Annotated in this window: 16 protein-coding genes; 5 read left to right on the forward strand and 11 right to left on the reverse strand. The window is 71.2% G+C overall.

All coding sequences use genetic code 11. The features are described 5' to 3' along the window. Positions 1 to 6: 6 nt before the first annotated feature. The 5 genes from IEY88_RS27695 to IEY88_RS27715 are packed head-to-tail and all read right to left on the reverse strand — an operon-like array spanning position 7 to position 5,436. Positions 7 to 975, reverse strand: a complete 969-nt coding sequence (locus IEY88_RS27695) for an NAD(P)-dependent alcohol dehydrogenase (RefSeq protein WP_189157772.1) — start codon at positions 973 to 975, stop codon at positions 7 to 9. Between the two features lie 52 nt (positions 976 to 1,027). Further along, a complete protein-coding gene (locus IEY88_RS27700) occupies positions 1,028 to 3,046 on the reverse strand; it encodes a leucine-rich repeat domain-containing protein (protein ID WP_189157773.1) in 2,019 nt (672 codons plus the stop codon). A gap of 10 nt (positions 3,047 to 3,056) precedes the next feature. Continuing rightward, positions 3,057 to 3,653 (reverse strand): VOC family protein, encoded by a 597-nt coding sequence (locus IEY88_RS27705; RefSeq protein WP_229693823.1) that lies wholly within the window; start codon positions 3,651 to 3,653, stop codon positions 3,057 to 3,059. Continuing rightward, a complete protein-coding gene (locus IEY88_RS27710) occupies positions 3,650 to 4,990 on the reverse strand; it encodes a dihydrolipoyl dehydrogenase family protein (protein WP_229693824.1) in 1,341 nt (446 codons plus the stop codon). The genes IEY88_RS27705 and IEY88_RS27710 overlap by 4 nt, the downstream gene beginning before the upstream one ends. Beyond that, positions 4,990 to 5,436, reverse strand: a complete 447-nt coding sequence (locus IEY88_RS27715) for a VOC family protein (protein WP_189157775.1) — start codon at positions 5,434 to 5,436, stop codon at positions 4,990 to 4,992. Before IEY88_RS27715 ends, IEY88_RS27710 begins: the two co-directional genes overlap by 1 nt. A gap of 107 nt (positions 5,437 to 5,543) precedes the next feature. On the opposite strand from IEY88_RS27715, the gene IEY88_RS27720 reads away from it, so the two are divergent. Next, positions 5,544 to 8,201, forward strand: a complete 2,658-nt coding sequence (locus tag IEY88_RS27720; RefSeq protein ID WP_189157776.1) for a helix-turn-helix transcriptional regulator — start codon at positions 5,544 to 5,546, stop codon at positions 8,199 to 8,201. A 10-nt stretch (positions 8,202 to 8,211) separates the two neighbouring features. Here the strand turns inward: IEY88_RS27720 and IEY88_RS27725 are convergent, their stop codons facing one another. The 4 genes from IEY88_RS27725 to IEY88_RS27740 form a co-directional block, all read right to left on the reverse strand. Continuing rightward, positions 8,212 to 9,186, reverse strand: a complete 975-nt coding sequence (locus tag IEY88_RS27725) for a hypothetical protein (protein ID WP_189157777.1) — start codon at positions 9,184 to 9,186, stop codon at positions 8,212 to 8,214. A gap of 90 nt (positions 9,187 to 9,276) precedes the next feature. After that, the gene (locus tag IEY88_RS27730) at positions 9,277 to 10,023 is read right to left on the reverse strand and encodes an SDR family oxidoreductase (protein WP_189157778.1); all 747 of its coding nucleotides are present in this window, start codon (positions 10,021 to 10,023) and stop codon (positions 9,277 to 9,279) included. A gap of 76 nt (positions 10,024 to 10,099) precedes the next feature. Beyond that, a complete protein-coding gene (locus tag IEY88_RS27735; RefSeq protein ID WP_189157779.1) occupies positions 10,100 to 10,966 on the reverse strand; it encodes an RNA polymerase sigma-70 factor in 867 nt (288 codons plus the stop codon). Between the two features lie 70 nt (positions 10,967 to 11,036). After that, positions 11,037 to 12,023: a hypothetical protein gene (locus tag IEY88_RS27740; RefSeq protein ID WP_189157780.1), complete on the reverse strand. Its 987-nt coding sequence runs from the start codon at positions 12,021 to 12,023 to the stop codon at positions 11,037 to 11,039. Between the two features lie 99 nt (positions 12,024 to 12,122). Here IEY88_RS27740 and IEY88_RS27745 point away from each other — a divergent pair, with 99 nt between their 5' ends. The 3 genes from IEY88_RS27745 to catC all read left to right on the forward strand — a co-directional run bounded on the left by IEY88_RS27745 (position 12,123) and on the right by catC (position 13,366). Continuing rightward, the gene (locus IEY88_RS27745; protein WP_189157781.1) at positions 12,123 to 12,629 is read left to right on the forward strand and encodes a DinB family protein; all 507 of its coding nucleotides are present in this window, start codon (positions 12,123 to 12,125) and stop codon (positions 12,627 to 12,629) included. Between the two features lie 138 nt (positions 12,630 to 12,767). After that, on the forward strand, positions 12,768 to 13,076 hold the full coding sequence (locus IEY88_RS27750; protein WP_229693825.1) for an enolase C-terminal domain-like protein: 309 nt from the start codon (positions 12,768 to 12,770) through the stop codon (positions 13,074 to 13,076). 2 nt (positions 13,077 to 13,078) lie between these two features. After that, positions 13,079 to 13,366, forward strand: coding sequence for a muconolactone Delta-isomerase (gene catC / locus IEY88_RS27755; protein ID WP_189157840.1), 288 nt, complete (start codon positions 13,079 to 13,081; stop codon positions 13,364 to 13,366). A gap of 77 nt (positions 13,367 to 13,443) precedes the next feature. Here the strand turns inward: catC and IEY88_RS27760 are convergent, their stop codons facing one another. Together IEY88_RS27760 and IEY88_RS27765 are read right to left on the reverse strand one after the other, a co-directional pair. After that, complete coding sequence (locus IEY88_RS27760) at positions 13,444 to 14,805, reverse strand: DUF2867 domain-containing protein (protein WP_189157782.1); 1,362 nt, start codon at positions 14,803 to 14,805, stop codon at positions 13,444 to 13,446. An 11-nt stretch (positions 14,806 to 14,816) separates the two neighbouring features. Continuing rightward, positions 14,817 to 15,383 carry a hypothetical protein gene (locus IEY88_RS27765; RefSeq protein WP_189157783.1) on the reverse strand — a complete coding sequence of 189 codons (567 nt, stop codon included), beginning with the start codon at positions 15,381 to 15,383 and terminating at the stop codon, positions 14,817 to 14,819. Positions 15,384 to 15,479: 96 nt separating this feature from the next. Here IEY88_RS27765 and IEY88_RS27770 point away from each other — a divergent pair, with 96 nt between their 5' ends. Continuing rightward, positions 15,480 to 16,820, forward strand: a complete 1,341-nt coding sequence (locus IEY88_RS27770; protein ID WP_189157784.1) for a cryptochrome/photolyase family protein — start codon at positions 15,480 to 15,482, stop codon at positions 16,818 to 16,820.

Below are 16,820 nucleotides of genomic sequence, written 5' to 3' on the forward strand. Positions count from 1 at the left end.
GGGCGCTCAGGCCGTCACGACGACCTTCGCTCGCGCGTGTTTCGACTCGACGTGCCGGATGGCGTCCGGCACGTCGGTGAGCGGGTAGGTCCGCTCGATCACCGGCACCAGCTGCCCGGACTCGGCGAGCTCCCGCAACGCGGCCAGGTTCTCCTTGCTGGGCTTGGCCTCCAGCACCACGAGCCGCTGCCGGGAGAACGACGCGAGCAGCTTGCCCTGGATGATCAGCCGGTACGGGCCGAACAGCACGCCGCCGGTGAAGCTCCCGCCACCGGACAGCACCAGCGTGCCGTCCTCGGTGAGCAACGCCCGCAGCTCACCCATCGACCGGTTCCCCACCAGGTCGAACACGACGTCGTAGCGCTGCCCGGAGCGGGTGAAGTCCGTGGTCCGGTAGTCGACGACGTGGTCGGCGCCGACCGCGCGCACCTGCTCGACGTTGCGCGTGCTGCACACGCCGGTGACGATCGCCTTGCGCGCCTTGGCGATCTGCACCGCCATCAGCCCGACCCCGCCGGACGCGCCGTTGATCAGCACCTTCTGACCGGCCCGCACGTCCTTCAGACCCATCCACGCGGTGTTGCCCGCCAGCGGGAGCGTCGCCGTCTGCTCGAACGTGAGGTTGGACGGCTTGTGCTGCACCAGGTTCGCGGGCACCCGGACGTACTCGGCGAAGGACCCCTCGACCTCGCCGAACACCTCGTCCCCGACCTGCACCATGCCGCCCACCCCCGGCCCGGCCTCCTCGACCACGCCCGCGAAGTCCATCCCCCGGATCCGCGTCCTCGGTCCCTTCCACCCCAGGAACAGCCGTGCGAAGTACGGGTCACCGCGCATGATGTGCCAGTCGGCGGCGTTCACCGACGACGCCCGCACCCGGACCAGCACCTCGCCGGCCGCGGGCACGGGCCGTTCGACCTCCCGCAGTTCCAACACGTCCGCCGAGCCGTACCTGTCCTGGACGATCGCCTTCATCGGGCCTCCCTCACTTGCGGGAGAACGTAAGCGGCGGTGGGGCCCGGACACATCAGGGACGGCCCCTAGGGACACCACCCGAGGCCAGTTCGCGGGCGAACTCCTGGGCCTTGGCGAAGTCCTGGCCGTACCTCTCCAGGCGCCTGGACCGGAAGTCGTCCGTGCGCGGGTCGGGGTCCCGGTTCTCGTCCGGCCGGTACCCGTAGGGCTCGACGTGCGCGAGGAACGCGGCGAGCTCGGGTCGCCCGGTCCTGATCAGCTCCTCGTGCTGCTCGGGAGGAAACCCGCACGACACGCGCGAGCCGTGGTATTCGTCGGTCACACCGAGGTGCAGCGCGTCCAGGTTCGGGAACGACTCCTGCGCCACGACCTCGGCCGGCAGCGGCGCGCTGTGCCGGCGGCGGTGCGCCGTCCAGACGTCCTGCTCCAGGTCGAGCTCCAGCAGCCGTTGCGCCGCACGGGACTTGGCGAGGTCGACCAGTCCGTCGTCGCGGATGACGTTCTCGTGCAGGTTCAGTTCCCACAGCTGGGGCAGCACCTGCCAACGTGCGAGCACGCGGGCTTCCTCAGAGCCGATGTTGTTGTGCGCCAGGGAGACGCTCTCCAGCAACGGCGCTTCCGAGGGCAGTTCCAGGTCACCGATCGCGCAGTCGTCCAGGTTCAGGCCGCGCAGGGTCTGCCACGCCGCGTGCGGTCCGGAAGGCAGTCCGCACAACGGATTGCCTGCCACGTCGAGGGTGTCCAGCGGAAGTTCCAGCACCGCGCTCAAGCCGGCCTGGGTCAGGCCGGTGGTCGCGAGCCTCAGGTGCTTCACGTGGGCCGGTACCAGCCGCGCGCCCGCGTCCCCGATCGGCTGCACCGACGGACGGCTGTAGTGCGGCGACCCGCTCGTGCTGCCGCCGAGGTCGAGGTGTTCGAGAACGGGCATGTGCGCGGTGAACAGCGTCCGCACGCCGTCCGGGCCGAGGTTGTTGTTGCTGAGGTCGAGGTGGCTCAACCTCGGGTACTCCGCGGCGAACGCGTCCGCGGTGCGGTCGGTGGCGACGAGGTTCGTCAGCGCGATCTTCTCGATGATCGCGGCGTCGGTGGCCGCGAGCACCCGCGTGATCGTGTCGTCGCCGACCGGAAGCGTCCCCAGGGTCAGTTCGGTGAGTCGCCCGAGCACACCGCTGTCCACCACCGCCGCCACACCACGCGCGCCGAGCCCTTCGCTGCCCGCGCTGATGTGGTAGCCGTGCACCGCGAGACTGCGCAGGTTCGGGAGTTCCGCGCGGGAGAAGAACTCCTCGCACGCGAGTTCGTCCGCCTCGATGACGTTGCCGAAGTACGGTCCCGACAACGGCGATCTGCCGTCCCTGCCACAACGGAACCCGATCGCGAGCCGCTCCAGTGCGGCGACACCCTCGCACGCCGCCAGCTCACGTGCCTCGTCGGCGCTCGCCACGAGCACGTCCGCGGACCTCAGCTCCGGAGCGAACCCGTTGCGCAGCAGGTGGACCAGGTCGGGCGCGCGCAGGCCGACCCGCCGCAGGCGGGCCGGCCGGTCGAGGCGCAACGGGGGGACCTCGAAGTTCCACAGGTCTTCCCACATCCGCACGAGCACCAGCGACTCGAGCCTGGTCACCGCCTCGCTCGCCGCGAACCGGGCGATCGCCTCGCCGTCGAACTCCCACAGGCCCGCTATGTCCACGGACCGCAGGTGTTCCCAGTGGTCCGCGGTCTCCGCGAGGGCCGCCAGCTGGTCGTGACCGAACCAGGCGAGCTTCAGTTCGCTCACCGCACGCACCTCGGGACGGGTCCGCGGATCCGGCAGCGCCAGCGTGCGCATCCCGTCGCGGCCAGCGCGCATGTCGAGGGAGCGAACCAGCGGCCACACCGGTTTGGTGAAACCGGCTTGCAGCGCGGCGATCCAGGAGTACGGCGCCTGCCGGGTCTCGTCCGGCCAGGACGCCAGCTGTTCCTCGCACCACGCAAGGAGATCCTCGCCGGATCTCGTCACCGCGGCACAAAGCGCGCGGAACGCCAAGGGACTCGGCGTTCCGCGCAGCGCTCTTGCGATTTCTTCGTCCACCCGCCCGAACCTACTGCGGGAGCTGCTCGCCCGTCTGCTCTTTGACCATGTACTCGGCGTACCAGTCGGGCCAGTTCTCGTCGAACTCCCCGCCGTTGCGCTTCTCGTGCTCGCCGTGGGCCACCGCGGCCCTGCGCAACGCCGCCGCGAGGTCGGTGATCGAGTCGTAGGACGTGTCGTCGGCGTCGACGCGGCCGGGCAGCCGGGTCGTGACCTCCTGCAGGATCCACGTGTTGCCGTCCGGGTCGGCGAACTCGGCACGCGTGACGTAGCTGCGGCGTTCGGGGTCGGCGCCCTCGACGGGGCCGTCCGGGCCCCCGTGGAACAGCGGGCCGACCTCGATCCCGGCCGCCAGCAACGCCTCGTGCGTCTCGACGACGTCCGCGACGATCAGGAAGTGCCTGCCGGAACCGGGTTCCGCGGTCGTGACGCCCTCACCGAAGTGGATGGACGCGTTCGAACCGTGCGGGGTGAACTGCACGACGAACGACGGCGTGACGTCCTGGCGCCAGCCGAGGCGGGTGTAGAACTCCTTGGCGCGCTCGACATCGGTGACGGGAATGACGGTGACCTCGAGCTTCATGTCGATCTCGGTCAGGTTCTTCACTTCGCTACTTCCTTCGCCAGGTCGCGGAGCGCGTTGAGGAACGCCTCCGAAAAGGTGGGGAACGGCTGGATGACGTCGAGCAGCACGGACAGCGGGACCTTCGCGCGGATCGCGACGGTGGCCTGTTGCAGCCACTCGCCGGCTTCCGGGCCAACGGCGTAGGCGCCGGTGAGGACTTCTCCGTCGGACACGAGGGTCAGGAATCCGGGCTTGGTGTACTCACGGGTGTAGGTGGCCGTGCGTGCGACACCGGACAGGTGAGCGGTCGCGGTGTACTTCCCTTCCGCCGCACCGACCGCGGCGACCTCCGGAGAGGTGAACACGACCCGGGGAACGGCGGTGTAGTCCACCTCGGACGGTGTGCCGAGGATGTTCGCGGCGGCCACCCGGCCCTGGTACTTGCCGACGTGGGTCAGGTTCCACTGGCCCGTGACGTCGCCGACCGCCCAGATGCCGTCCGCCACGTTCATCCGCTCGTCGGTGACGATGCCGCGCGGATTGGCTTCCACACCAACGGTGTCCAGGCCGATGCCTTCGACGCGCGGGCGGCGGCCGGTGGCGACGAGGAGCTTGTCGCCGCGCAGCTGAGTGCCGTCCGGGAGGTCGAGCACGTACTCCCCGTCCTCGAACGAGGCCTTCCGCACGTGCACGCCGAGGTGGAGCTCGATGCCCTGTGCGGCCATCGCCTCGGTGAGCACCCGCCCGGCCGCCTCCGGTTCGCGGGGCAGCACCCGGTCGTTGCCCTCGACCAGCGCGACCTCGGAGCCGAGGCTGAGGAACGCCTGCGCCATCTCGACGCCCACGGGTCCGCCGCCGAGGACCAGCAGCCGGCGCGGGATCTCCTGGACGCCGGTGGCCTCGCGGTTCGTCCACACGTCCAGGTCAGCGAGGCCCGGGATGGGCGGGAGGAACGCCGACGAGCCGGTGGCGAGCACGATGTGGTCGGCGGTGTAGGTCTGGTCGCCGACCGCGACGGTCCCCGGCCCGGCGATGCTGCCATGGCCGCGCAGCACGTCGATCCCGGCGCTCTCGGCCCAGCTCTGGCCGCCCGCGTCGTCGTAGGACGACACCATGAAGTCGCGCCACGCCAGCACGGCCTTCGCGTCGATCTCGCCGGTGACCGCCTCACGGGCGCCCGGCACCTCGCGGGCCGCCGCCACGGCCTCACCGGCCCGCAGCAGGGTCTTGGACGGGATGCACGCCCAGAACGAGCACTCGCCGCCGAGCAGCTCGCGCTCGACCACCGCCACCCGCAGCCCGCCCTCGGCGACGGCGGCGGCGAAGTGCTCGCCGGGTGAGCCGCCGCCGATGACGATCACGTCGTAGTCGCGAGCCATCACACACGACCCGGCAGGCGCGTCGTGACCTCCTGCAGGACCCAGCCGTTGCCGTCCGGGTCGCTGAACGAGGCGAACGAGCCGTAGCTGGTGCGGGCGGGGTCCGGGCCGGTGACCCGGCCGGTGGTGCCGGCGTGGTGGAAGACGCCGGTCTTGTCGTGGAAGATCTCGCTGACCTGCACGCCGCGGGCGAGCAGGTCGTCGCGGGCGGCCTCGATGTCGTCGACGATCAGGTGCATGCCCTCGGCGCTGCCCGGCTCGGCGTTCGAGACGCCGGTGCCGAAGATGATCGAGGCGGGCGACCCGGTCGGCGTGAACTGGACCAGGCGGTAGCCCTCGTCGTCGGCGAACTCGGCGTCGAAGCGCCAGCCCAGGACCTTGTAGAAGTGCACTGCCCGGTCGATGTCGCTGACCGGGATGACGGTCACCTCGAACTTGTAGTCCATCGGGGTTCATCTCCTTCATTCGTCGATGACATGAGACTGCTCCCGCAAGGGGGTCGCTCGAACCCGTGGAACACCCTGGTCACCCCCTGGCCCGTAGGCTCGGCCCCGTGTCGGACGAAGGTCTGCTCGGCAGACGTGCTGAGGGCGAAACGCTGGAACGACTGCTCACGCGGGCGCGGTCCGGTGCTGGTCAGGTGCTCGTGCTGCGGGGTGAGGCCGGGATCGGCAAGACCGCGCTGCTCGACCAGGTGTCGACGCGGGCCTCGGGTTTCCGCGTGGCGCGGGCCGCGGGCGTCGAGTCCGAGAGCGCGTTCCCGTACGCGGGGCTGCACCAGCTGTGCGTGCCGTTCCTCGACCGGCTGGACCGGCTGCCGGCACCCCAGCGCGAGGCGCTCGGCACGGCGTTCGGGATGGCCTCCGGGCCCCGTCCGACGCGGTTCATGGTCGGCCTCGCGGTGCTGACGCTGCTCGCCGAGGTCGCCGACGAGCAGCCGCTGGTGTGCCTGGTGGACGACGCGCAGTGGCTCGACTCGATGTCGTCGGCGGTGCTCGGGTTCGTCGCCCGGCGCCTGCTCGCCGAACGGATCGCGCTGGTCTTCGTGCTGCGCGAGGGCAACGACTACCTCGACGGGCTGCCCGAGCTGTTCGTGCGGGGGCTCGACGACGCAGACGCCCGCGCGTTGCTGGAGTCGGTGATCAAGGGACCGGTGGACGGCCGGGTGCGCGACCGGATCGTCGCCGAGGCCCGCGGCAACCCGCTCGCGTTGCTGGAGCTGCCGCGCGAGGCGGCGGACGGGCTGGACGCGGGGCCGCTGACCAGCCGCATCGAGCGGAGCTTCGCCCGGCAGATCGCGCCGCTGCCCGCCGACACCCGGCTGCTGATGCTGACCGCCGCGGCCGAACCGCTCGGGGACGCGACCCTGCTGTGGCAGGCGGCGGGCCTGCTCGGGCTGGGTGCCGACCCGGCTGCCGCCGCGCTGGGCACGGGACTGATCGAGTTCGGCGCGCGCGTCCAGTTCCGGCACCCGCTGGTGCGCTCGGCCGTGTACCGGTCGGCGTCCGCCGTGGACCGGCTGCGCGTGCACCGGGCGCTGGCCGACGTGACAGATCCGGCCATCGACCCGGACCGGCGCGCGTGGCACCGGGCGCAGGGCACCGCCGCGCCGGACGAGGAGGTCGCCGCCGACCTGGAGAACTCGGCCGGCCGCGCGCAGGCCCGAGGCGGACTGCTGGCCTCCGCCGCGTTCCTCGAACAGGCCGCCGTGCTCACCCCCGAACCCGGCCGCCGGGCCTCCCGCGAGCTCGCCGCCGCGCGCGCCAAGCGGGACGCGGGCGCGCTGGACGCCTCACTGCGACTGCTGTCCGCGGTCGAGGCCGGTCCTCCGGACGAGCACCGCAGTGCCCAGGTCGAACACCTGCGCGGGCACATCGCGTTCGACCAGCGCCGGGTCGCCGACGCCGCGCCGCTGCTGTTCAGCGCGGCCCGCCGGCTCGCGCCGTTCGACGCCGACCTGGCCCGCGAGACGCACCTCGAAGCGCTCTCGGCCGCGATCTGGGCCGGTGCCCCGCTGGCCGACGCCGCCCGCACCGCTCCCCCGGCCCGCACCCCGCCCTGTGCGCTGGACCTGGTCCTCGACGCCCTGACCACGCGCATCACGTCCGGCTACGCGGCGGCCGTCGAGCCCATGACGCGCGCGCTGGACGCGGTGCGCGTGCTGAAAGTCGGCGCCGACGACATCAGCCGCGTGCCGTGGCTGTTCGGCAACCGCGCGGGCGGCATCGTCGCGACGGAGATGTGGGACTTCGACACGCGCCGCGCGTTCGCCCAGCAGCAGGTCCGCCTGTCCCGCGACGCCGGAGCGCTCGTGCAGCTGCAGTTCGCGCTGAACTTCCTGGCGGACAACGAACTCCTCGCCGGTGAACCCGCCGCCGCACAGGCGTTGATCGAGGAGGACCAGCGCATCTCGGAGGTCACCGGCACCCCGCCCGTCGGCTACGCGCTGCTGCTGCGGGCCGCCTACCGCGGCGAGGACCTGGCCGGTACCGCCCGCGCGGAAGCGTTGGCCGCGGGCCAGGGCCGGCTGGCCGTGATCGCCGACTGGACCGCCGCGATCCTCCACAACGGACTGGGCCGGCACGACCTGGCCCGTGACGCCGCCCTGCGGGTGCGGGCGTCGGACTCCCTGGTCTACAGCTGCCTGATCACGTCCGAACTGGCCGAGGCCGCCTCCCGCACGGGCGACAGTGCCTTGATTTCCGAGGCGCTGGAACGGTCCGCGGACTGGGTCGACACGCAGTGGTCGTTGGGCGTCAAGGCTCGTCTGCGCGCGCTGGACGGGGATTCATCGGCGTTCGCCGAGTCGATCGCTTGTTTCGAGCGGACGGCCCTGCGCGGCGAGCTGGGCCGCGCGCACCTGCTGTACGGCGAGTGGCTGCGGCGTGAGGGGCAACGGGTCGAAGCCCGGGAGCACCTGCGGACCGCTCACGAAACGCTTGTGGCGTGCGGTATGCCGACGTTCGCGGACCGGGCAATGCGGGAACTGCAGGCGACCGGCGAGACGGCGCGCAAGCGGACCGCCGAGCCGACGGACGAGCTGACCGCGCAGGAGTACCAGATCGCCCGGCTGGCGCGGGAGGGCTACTCGAACCCGGAGATCGGCACGCGGCTGTTCATCAGCCCGCGCACCGTGGAATGGCACCTGCGCAAGGTGTTCGGGAAGGTGGGGGTGACTTCGCGCCGCCAGTTGCGCGACGCGAAGTTCTAGCCGACCGAGGTCAGCCGAGCACCCACTTGACCGCGTTCTTGGGGTCGATCGTCCCGTCGCCGCTGTGGCCGACGACCACCCCGCTGCTGTTGATCGCCGTGACCCGGCCGAGGTAGGAACCGGTCGGCCAGCGGAGATCGGTGCGCTCGCCGGTGGGGCTCCATCGGACCGCCTTGAAGCCCACGGTGCTGACCACGACGCCCTCGTCGTTGATCCAGGCCGCACGACCGCTGCCGTCGAACTGAATGATCGTGCCGTCGTGGTTCCAGCGCACCGAGTACATCGTCGACCTGTACTCGGCCGTGCCGACGACATCGCCGTGCCGGTTCACACCGGTGCCCCTCGCGCGACGGTGCTCCTCCAGCCCGGGGAGCCGGGTGACCGACCCGTCGGGGTTCCAGCGCACCGCTCCCGAACGCTCGCCCTCGACCCACCCGGTGGCGAAGCCGTTCGGGGAGACCGCGCTGACCTGGCTGGTCGTGGTGCCGTCCGGTACGGCCAGCGGCGTCAGCACCCCGGTCAGGTCCCAGCGCACCGCGAGCCAGGCGCCGACGCCGGACGGTTCGAGGCTGTAGCCGTAGACCACGCCCGCGTCGTCGACACCGGTGACGACCGCGTTGTGCCCGGGAATCGCGCCGAGCACGGTGTGCGTCCCGTCGAGGTCGAACCGCACCGCGACCGCGGCACCGGACACCTTGGTCTCGCCCGCGATCACGCCGGAGCTGTTGACCGCCTTCGCCTTGGTGTTCGGGCCGCCGACCGCGGACACCGTGCCGTCTGCGTCCCACTTCACCGCACGGGTCGAACCGTCGATCGTCGCGGACCCGGCCACAACACCCGCGTCGTTGATCGCCGCGGCTTCCTGTTCGGTGGTGCCGGGAAGTCTGTCCAGTTCCACGGCGGTCGTGCTCGCGTGGGCCGGTGCGGCGACGACGACCGTCGCCAGCAGCGCGGCGGACAGGGCCATGCCGAAGTTTCGACTCATCTCATCCCCCCAGATCTGTGAGTCACACTTCGCCGAGCGTAGCGGGAAGAGCGTGGAGAGCGCGACCGTTCGGCCGCACTCTCCACGAGCTCAGTTGCCCGCGGCCAGCCACTCCCGCAGGCTGGTCGGCTGCAGCTGCGCGCCCGCGTTCGGCACGAGCTGCTTGCCGGTCAGCAACGTGCCGAAGTACTTGGCCCGCGGGTCCCCCACGACCTCGCGCTCGTCCTTGCGCTGGGCCAGCACCGTGCGGATCCAACCGTCCATTGTGAACTCTTCCGGCCCGCCGATCTCCAGCACGCCGTTCACCGGCGAGGTCGCGGCGGTCCGGCCGACCACCGCGGCGACGTCGGAGGCCGCGATCGGCTGGACGCCGCCGTGCGGGAGGTGCACGGCGCCGTCCTGCTCGGCCGAGTTCGCGATGGCACCCGCGAACTCGAAGAACTGGGTGGCGCGGATGATCGAGTACGTGAGGCCCGACTCCGCGATGAGCTTCTCCTGCGCCGCCTTCGCGCGCAGGTAACCGGACTCGGGCAGCTCGTCCGTGCCGACGATCGACAGCGCGACGTAGTGGCCGACGCCCGCCTCGGCGGCGGCCTTGGTCAGGTTCGTCGTGGCCGTGGTGAAGAAGTTCATCACGTCGTCGTCGGCGAACGACGGCGAGTTCGACACGTCCACCAGCACGTCGGCGCCCTCGAGCACCTCCTCGACGCCCTCTCCGGTCAGCGTGTTCACTCCGCTGTTCGGGGACGCGGGCACGGCGTCGTGGCCGTGCTCGCCGAGCCGCTTCACGACCTGGCTGCCGATCAACCCGGTGCCGCCGATGACAACGATCCTCATGGAGTCCATCCCTCTCGTGTTCCCTGCGGGGGTGTTCACGAGCCAAGACAGGACAGCCTCCGGGTTTGTGACAGCCCTACTGGAACGCGCCCAGCTTCGACGGGTTGACCAGCCACAACACCTGGTCGATGCCTTCCGAAGACGCGGTCACGGTGATCACCGCGTAGGTCCCGTCGTCCTTGCGCAGCCGCACGGCGGTGAGCCCGTTCGCCTCGACGAACGACGCTTCCGCGCCGGCCCAGAACGACGGTGCCCAGCCCGAGATGATCTTCGCCAGGGAGGCCGCGCCGAACAGCGGGCGACCGGCCGCCCGGATCGCGCCGTTGCTGTCGGACCAGCTCACGACGTCCTGCGCGAACAGCTTCTCGAGCGACGCCAGGTCACCGGCCTGCGCCGCCGCCACGAACGCCTCCAGCAGCTTGCGCTGCTCGGCACGCTCGACGGGCGCCCGGCGTTCGTCCGCGAGGTGCTTGCGCGCCCGGCTGACCAGCTGCCGCGCCGCGACCTCGCTGGTCCGCACGATCTCGGCGATCTCGCGGTACGGGTAGTCGAACGCCTCGCGCAGCACGTACGCGGCACGTTCGGTCGGGGTCAGCTTCTCCAGCAGCATCAGCACCGCGAGCTCCAGCACCGCACCCCGTTCCGCGCCCACCTGCGGGTCGGCGGAGGTGTCGACGGGTTCGGGCAGCCACGGCCCGACGTAGGTCTCGCGGCGGGCCCGCGCGGTCTGCGACTCGTTGATCGCGAGCCGGGTGATCGCAGTGGCCAGGTAAGCCTCGGGGTTGAGCACGGCGGCGCGGTCCGCGAGCTGCCAGCGCAACCACACCTCCTGCACCAGGTCCTCGGCGTCGGCGACGCTGCCGGACATGCGGTACGCGATGCCGAACAGCCTCGGCCGGGCCGCCGCGAACGCCGACTCGGCCTCGTCGAGCTGCTGGGTCATCGGCCACCCCTCTCCTCACGGCAACGTTAGCGCCGATCGGGGAGAGGGGTGGTGTGGCGCCTCACACGGACTACGAACAGGTCCACCGCACTGGTCCGTAGTCGCTCGCGTGGCTGAACAACGAGTTGTCGTCGCCCACCACGAACAGCTCGGAGACGAACGTGACTCCGTCGGGATAGGGCAGTTCACCCAGGAAGGTCGTGTCCCGCCAGACCGACGCGGGTCCGACCATTGTGGACCGTTCGCCGGTGATCAGTCCGCTCGCGTTGACGGCGAACGCGGTGCCGCCGCCGTCGACGTGCCGGACGTTGCCGCCGCGGTCCCACAGCAGTGCCTGCGACTCCGGCCACCTGTCACCGATCTGGTAGCCGACCACCCTGCCGCCGCGGATCGCCTCCGCGTACGTGTACCTGCCCTCGTCGGCCAGCAACGTCACCTGCCCGGACTTCCACAGGGCGCCCGGTTTTCCCTCCCTGCCGCGCAGCAGCACCGTGCCGTCGTCGTCGAGACCCTGCGGCGTGCCGGTGGTGAGGTCGATGATCAGCGGAGCGACCGCGATCGTGGACCACAGAATTCCCACTTGCCGGCCGTCCGCGATCCGCTCGCCGTGACCGAGCACGTCGCCACGTTCGTTGATGGCGGTCGCGCCGGTGAGCCGATATCCGTTCGGTGCGGCGAGGTCCGTCGTTCCCGACGCGGAGTACAGCACGACCGCACGGCGTCCCTCGGCGACGATGGTGCCGTCGACCAGCACGGTGCCCGACGAGTTCTCGCCGGCCATCGACAACGACCGCAGGTGCCGCAACTCGTGGACGACCCGCGGCTTCCCGCCCGTCCACACGATCAGGTCGTTGGTGTTCTCCCCGGGCCGCAGCGACGTGCCCGCGTAGTCGCCGTGGCTGTCGGTGCCTTCCACCTTGGTGGAACGCGGGTCGTACCCGTCGGGCACGGCCACTTTGGACACGACCCACTCGCACGTGTCCGCCGTCGCCACCCCCGGAGCCGCCAGCACCGTGCCCGCCAGGCCGATGGCCGCGATGAACGCTCGTCTGCGCATCTCTGATCCCCCCGAATCAACTGAAGACGTCACGATCACGCGGGGCGCTCCGCACCGGTTGCCCCTCATCACCCGAACGGAGCAAGGCAGACTGATCACGTGACCACCGAACGCCCGAGCCCTCCCCTGCAGGCCGGCGAACGCGAGACCCTGCGCGCGTTCCTCGACTTCCACCGCGCCACCCTTGCGATGAAGTGCGACGGCCTGTCCGACGACGACCTGCGCCGCCGCTCGATTCCGCCGTCGACGCTCACGCTGCTCGGCCTCGTCCGGCACATGGCCGAGGTGGAGCGCACGTGGTTCCGCAAGGTCATCAACGGCGAGGACGTCCCGCTGGTGTGGTCGGACGCCGGCGACTACCAGGTCGCCTACGACGCCTCGGGCTCCACGCGGTCCGAGGCGTTCGAGGCGTGGCAGACGGAGGTCGAGCACGCGCGCCGGATCGAGCGCGAGGCCGAGTCGCTGGACGTGACGGGCTACCAGCCGCGCTGGGGCGAGCAGGTGTCGCTGCGGCTGGTCATGAACCACCTCTGCCACGAGTACGCGCGGCACAACGGCCACGCGGACTTCCTGCGCGAGGGGATCGACGGCGTCACTGGGGCGTGAGGCTCCGCGACGACCTGGGTCAGCGAGCCGGTCGGTGGACGGTGCTGGACCAGGTCATCGCGCCGCCTGCTGACGCTCGCCGATGCAGGGGGTCGAACTGGTCGAGCAGGCCCGCGCCGGGCGCCGAGGTCGAGTGGATTGAAGACGACCAGGTCCGGCGGGCCGCGTGCCACCGCGGTCTTCGCTTCGATCGCGGCCGCGGCGGGTATTCCCCGTCACGGCGGCACCTCGATCGAGAGCCCGGTCGGCACGGCGGCGTCGTTGCACCTCGTCCGCGCCTCACCGGCCGTGACGTGGGGCAGCGAGCTGTTCGGGCCGTTGCTCGTACGCGAGGAGCCGCCGGCCACGCCGCTGCGCCACGACGGCGGCGACCTGCACCCGCCGGTCGGCCCGGGGCCCGGCATCGAGCTGGACCCCGCGGCCGTCGCGGCCTTCACCAGGAGGTGACCGTGCTATTCCACGTGCGGATGGACGTTTCCCTGCCCCACGACATGGACCCCAACGACCGCGCCGAGCTGGTGCGCGCCGAGAAGGAGCGCGCGCTGGAGCTGCAGAAACTGGGCGTGTGGCCGCACCTGTGGCGCGTCGTCGGGCAGTACGGGAACATCAGCGTCTTCGACGTGCCGTCCAACGACGAGCTGCACGCGTTCCTGTCGTCGTTACCGCTGTGGCAGTACATGACGGTTGAGGTGACGCCGCTGGCGACGCATCCCTCTGACCTGGCCGCGCAACCATGACGGCTGTCCGGGAAGGCCTGGTGTGGCGGTGCTGCTGACGTTCGGCCCGCGTGCCCGGGCCGGCGACACGTCCGCACTCACCCGCGGCCGAGCACCGTCGCCTTCCTGACGATCCCCCTGGCCATCGTGGCGAACACGATGTCGTGCAACGGTTTCTGTGCCAGCCAGTACAGCCGGCCGAACAGTCCGTCCGCGGTGAACGTGATCTTCTGCCGGTACCGGGTGCGGTCGCCTTCGCGGTCGACGCGCATGTCCAGCACCGTGTGGCCGGGCATCTTCATGTCCGCGCGCAGGACGAGCCGCCTCGCCTCGTCGTCGCGGTGGACGACCGTCCAGAAGTCGACCACGTCGCCTTCCCCGACCTCGGGTGCGCGGCCGCGGTACAGCCCGACGCCGCCGATGAGGTGGTCGATCGCTCCCCGGACCGTCCACACGAGAGGGATCGTGTGCCAGCCGTCGTCGCCTCCCAGCGAGTTCACCGCGCTCCACACGTCCTTCTGCGCGGCTTCGGTGAGCACGGTCCGTTCCTCGGTGAACACCTCGCCGTCGGACTGATCGGTCTCGGCGGCGGTCGTGGCGCGGATGGCGTTGTCGACGCTCGTCATGCCGGCGGGAGGCGGCGGCAGCACGTCGGTGGCGGGCGGACCGGACTGCCCGAGGTCGTGGTCGAGCGACGCGAACAACGGTTCCGCGACCGTCGCCGGTACCGGCGTCACGAGCCCGGCGACCTGGGCCGCGAGCTTGTGCGACCACAGGGGTGAGGGCAGCGGCAGCCGGACCGGCAGCCCCAGCACCCGTGCGCACCGCTGCACCAGTTCGAGGTAGCTGAGCTGCTCCGGGCCGGCGATGTCGTACACGCCGCCGACCGGTTCGGGGAGGTTCGCTGCGGCCAGCAGGAAGTGCACGACGTCGTCGGCGGCGACTGGCTTGCTGGTGTTGTGCATCCACGACGGCACCGGCACCCAGGGCACGACGCGCGCGGACGACCGCAGCAGCTCGAAGCTCGTCGAACCGGCGCCGATGATCATCGGTGCCTGCAGGACGAGGGCGGGCACCGGGCCCGCGGTCACTACGTCGCCGACCTCGGCCCGGGAGGCGAGGTGGCCGGAGAGGCCTGCGGAACCGGGACGCGGCCCGCCGACGTAGACGATCTGCCGCACCCCGGCTTCCGCCGCGGCGGCAGTCAGCACGGCGGCGGCCTCGCGGTCGACGTCGGCGAAGTCCGGCCGGTCCAGCGAGTGCACGAGGAAGTACACGAGGTCCTTGCCCGCCAACGCTTCCCGGACCGCGTGCGGATCCGTGGCGTCACCGATGTGCACCATCACGTTGGTGGGGAACCTCGTCGACTGGGCGCTGTCGCGAACCAGCGCGGCCACCTCGTGGTCGTGCGCGAGGAGTTCCGGCACGAGCCGGGAGCCGAGGTGTCCGGTCGCGCCCATGACGAGGCACCTCATCGGATGCCGGTCCGGTTCTGCAACGCCCCGACCTTCGTCCCGTACAGGAAGAAGATCGCCATGAACACCTCGATGCGCTGCTGCGACGTGAGTTCGTCGAGGTCCACGGCGATCTCCGTGTCCCGCACGTCGGAAAGCCGCGCGAGCCGTTGGTTGAACAGCGCCCGTGCGGTGTCCTGGCTGCGTTCGTCGACGTCCGCGTGGAACAGCCGGCGCAGGTCGCAGTCCGGCGGAAGCGGGTGGCGGACGAGTTCCGCGGGGTAGCGGGCGTTCATCACGCGGGCAGCGGTGTTCAGGGTGTGGGCGACGAGTTCCGCTCCTCTGTCGAAGTGGTCGACCACCGCGACGAGTTCTTCGAGGGTGGCGACGTCTTCCTCGATGCTGACCGGTGTGCTGGTGTCGAGGTCGAGTCGTTCCATCGCCATCGCGATGTTCTCGAGGACCTGGCCGGGATCGACGACGAACTGGTCGCCGACGTGCAGGCTCGCGCGGTGGTGGTGCGGGTCGAGTAACTCCTGTGCCTCGCGGTCGAGGTACTGAGGTTCGCCGTGGTCGATCGTCACCCGCATCACTTGCCCGTTTCCGGGGCACCGCAACCGCCGTTCCACGAACAGGTGACCGCGCGGTTGCGGAACCGGTCCGCCGGGTACCGCTGTCCGATGAGGACGTCGATCGCCCTGTTGACCCGTGACCTGCGGGTTCACGACAACCCGGTGCTGCACGCCGCGTCCGCCGCAGACCGGTGCGTCCCGCTGTTCGTGGTGGACGACGCGATCGTGTCGTCGTCGTTCTTCAACGCCAACCGCGCCTCGTTCCTCACCGACTCCCTGACCGATCTGGACGCGTCGCTGCGGGAACGCGGGAGCAGGCTGGTGGTGCGCCGGGGAAAGCCCGTCGACGAAGTCGCCCGGATCGTCCGGGATCTCGACGTCACCGAGGTCCACGTCGCCGCCGACGTCAGCAACCACGCCCGCCGCAGGGAGGAGGCCCTGCGCGAGCTCGGCGTGGACCTGCACGTGCACGACGCGTCGATCAACGCCGTCCCGCCCCTGTCGCTCACCCCGTCCGGCGGCGGTGACCACTTCGCGATCTTCACGCCGTACTTCCGCAAGTGGGAGACCGTGCACCGGCGCGGTGTCCTGCGCGCACCGGGCCGGTTGAGCACACCCGAGATCAGCGGCGACCTGCCGGAGCTGCACGCCGGCACACCGTCACCGGACCTGGCCGCAGGCGGCGAGACCACGGGCCGCGAGCTGATGACGAGCTGGGCGCGCACCGGCGTCCACGACTACGCGGACCTGCACGACGCACTGGCCGACGACGCGACCTCCCACCTGTCCCCGCACCTGCACTTCGGCACGGTGTCGGTGACCGAGCTGCTGGACCGCGTCGGCACCGCGTCCGAAGGTGCCCGCGCCTACACCCGCCAGCTGGCGTGGCGGGACTTCCACCACCAGGTGCTGGCCGCCCGTCCCTCGTCCGCGACCAGGGACTACCGCACCCGCGACGACCGGTGGCGCCGTTCGGAGAGCGACTTCGCGGCGTGGCGGGACGGCCGCACCGGCTATCCGATGGTCGACGCGGCGATGCGGCAGCTCAGCCGGGAGGGCTGGATGCACAACCGGGCCCGCCTGGTCACGGCGAGCTTCCTGTGCAAGACCCTGTACCTCGACTGGCGGCGCGGCGCCCAGCACTTCGTCGACCTGCTGGTGGACTGCGACCTCGCGAACAACCAGATGAACTGGCAGTGGGTCGCGGGTACGGGCACCGACACCCGGCCGAACCGCGTGCACAACCCGCTGGCGCAGGCGAAGCGCTACGACGCCGACGGCGCCTACGTGAAGCGCTACCTGCCCGAACTGGCCGAGGTGGACCCTGCGCACGTGCACGAACCGTGGACGCTGCCCGAAGAGGAGTTCAAGGCGCTCGGCTACCCGGCGCCCGTCGTGGACCTGCGCGAGGCGGCCGACAGGTTCGCGGCCGCCCGCCGCAAGCGGTGA

Source organism: Lentzea pudingi (assembly GCF_014646255.1).
Lineage (GTDB): Bacteria > Actinomycetota > Actinomycetes > Mycobacteriales > Pseudonocardiaceae > Lentzea > Lentzea pudingi.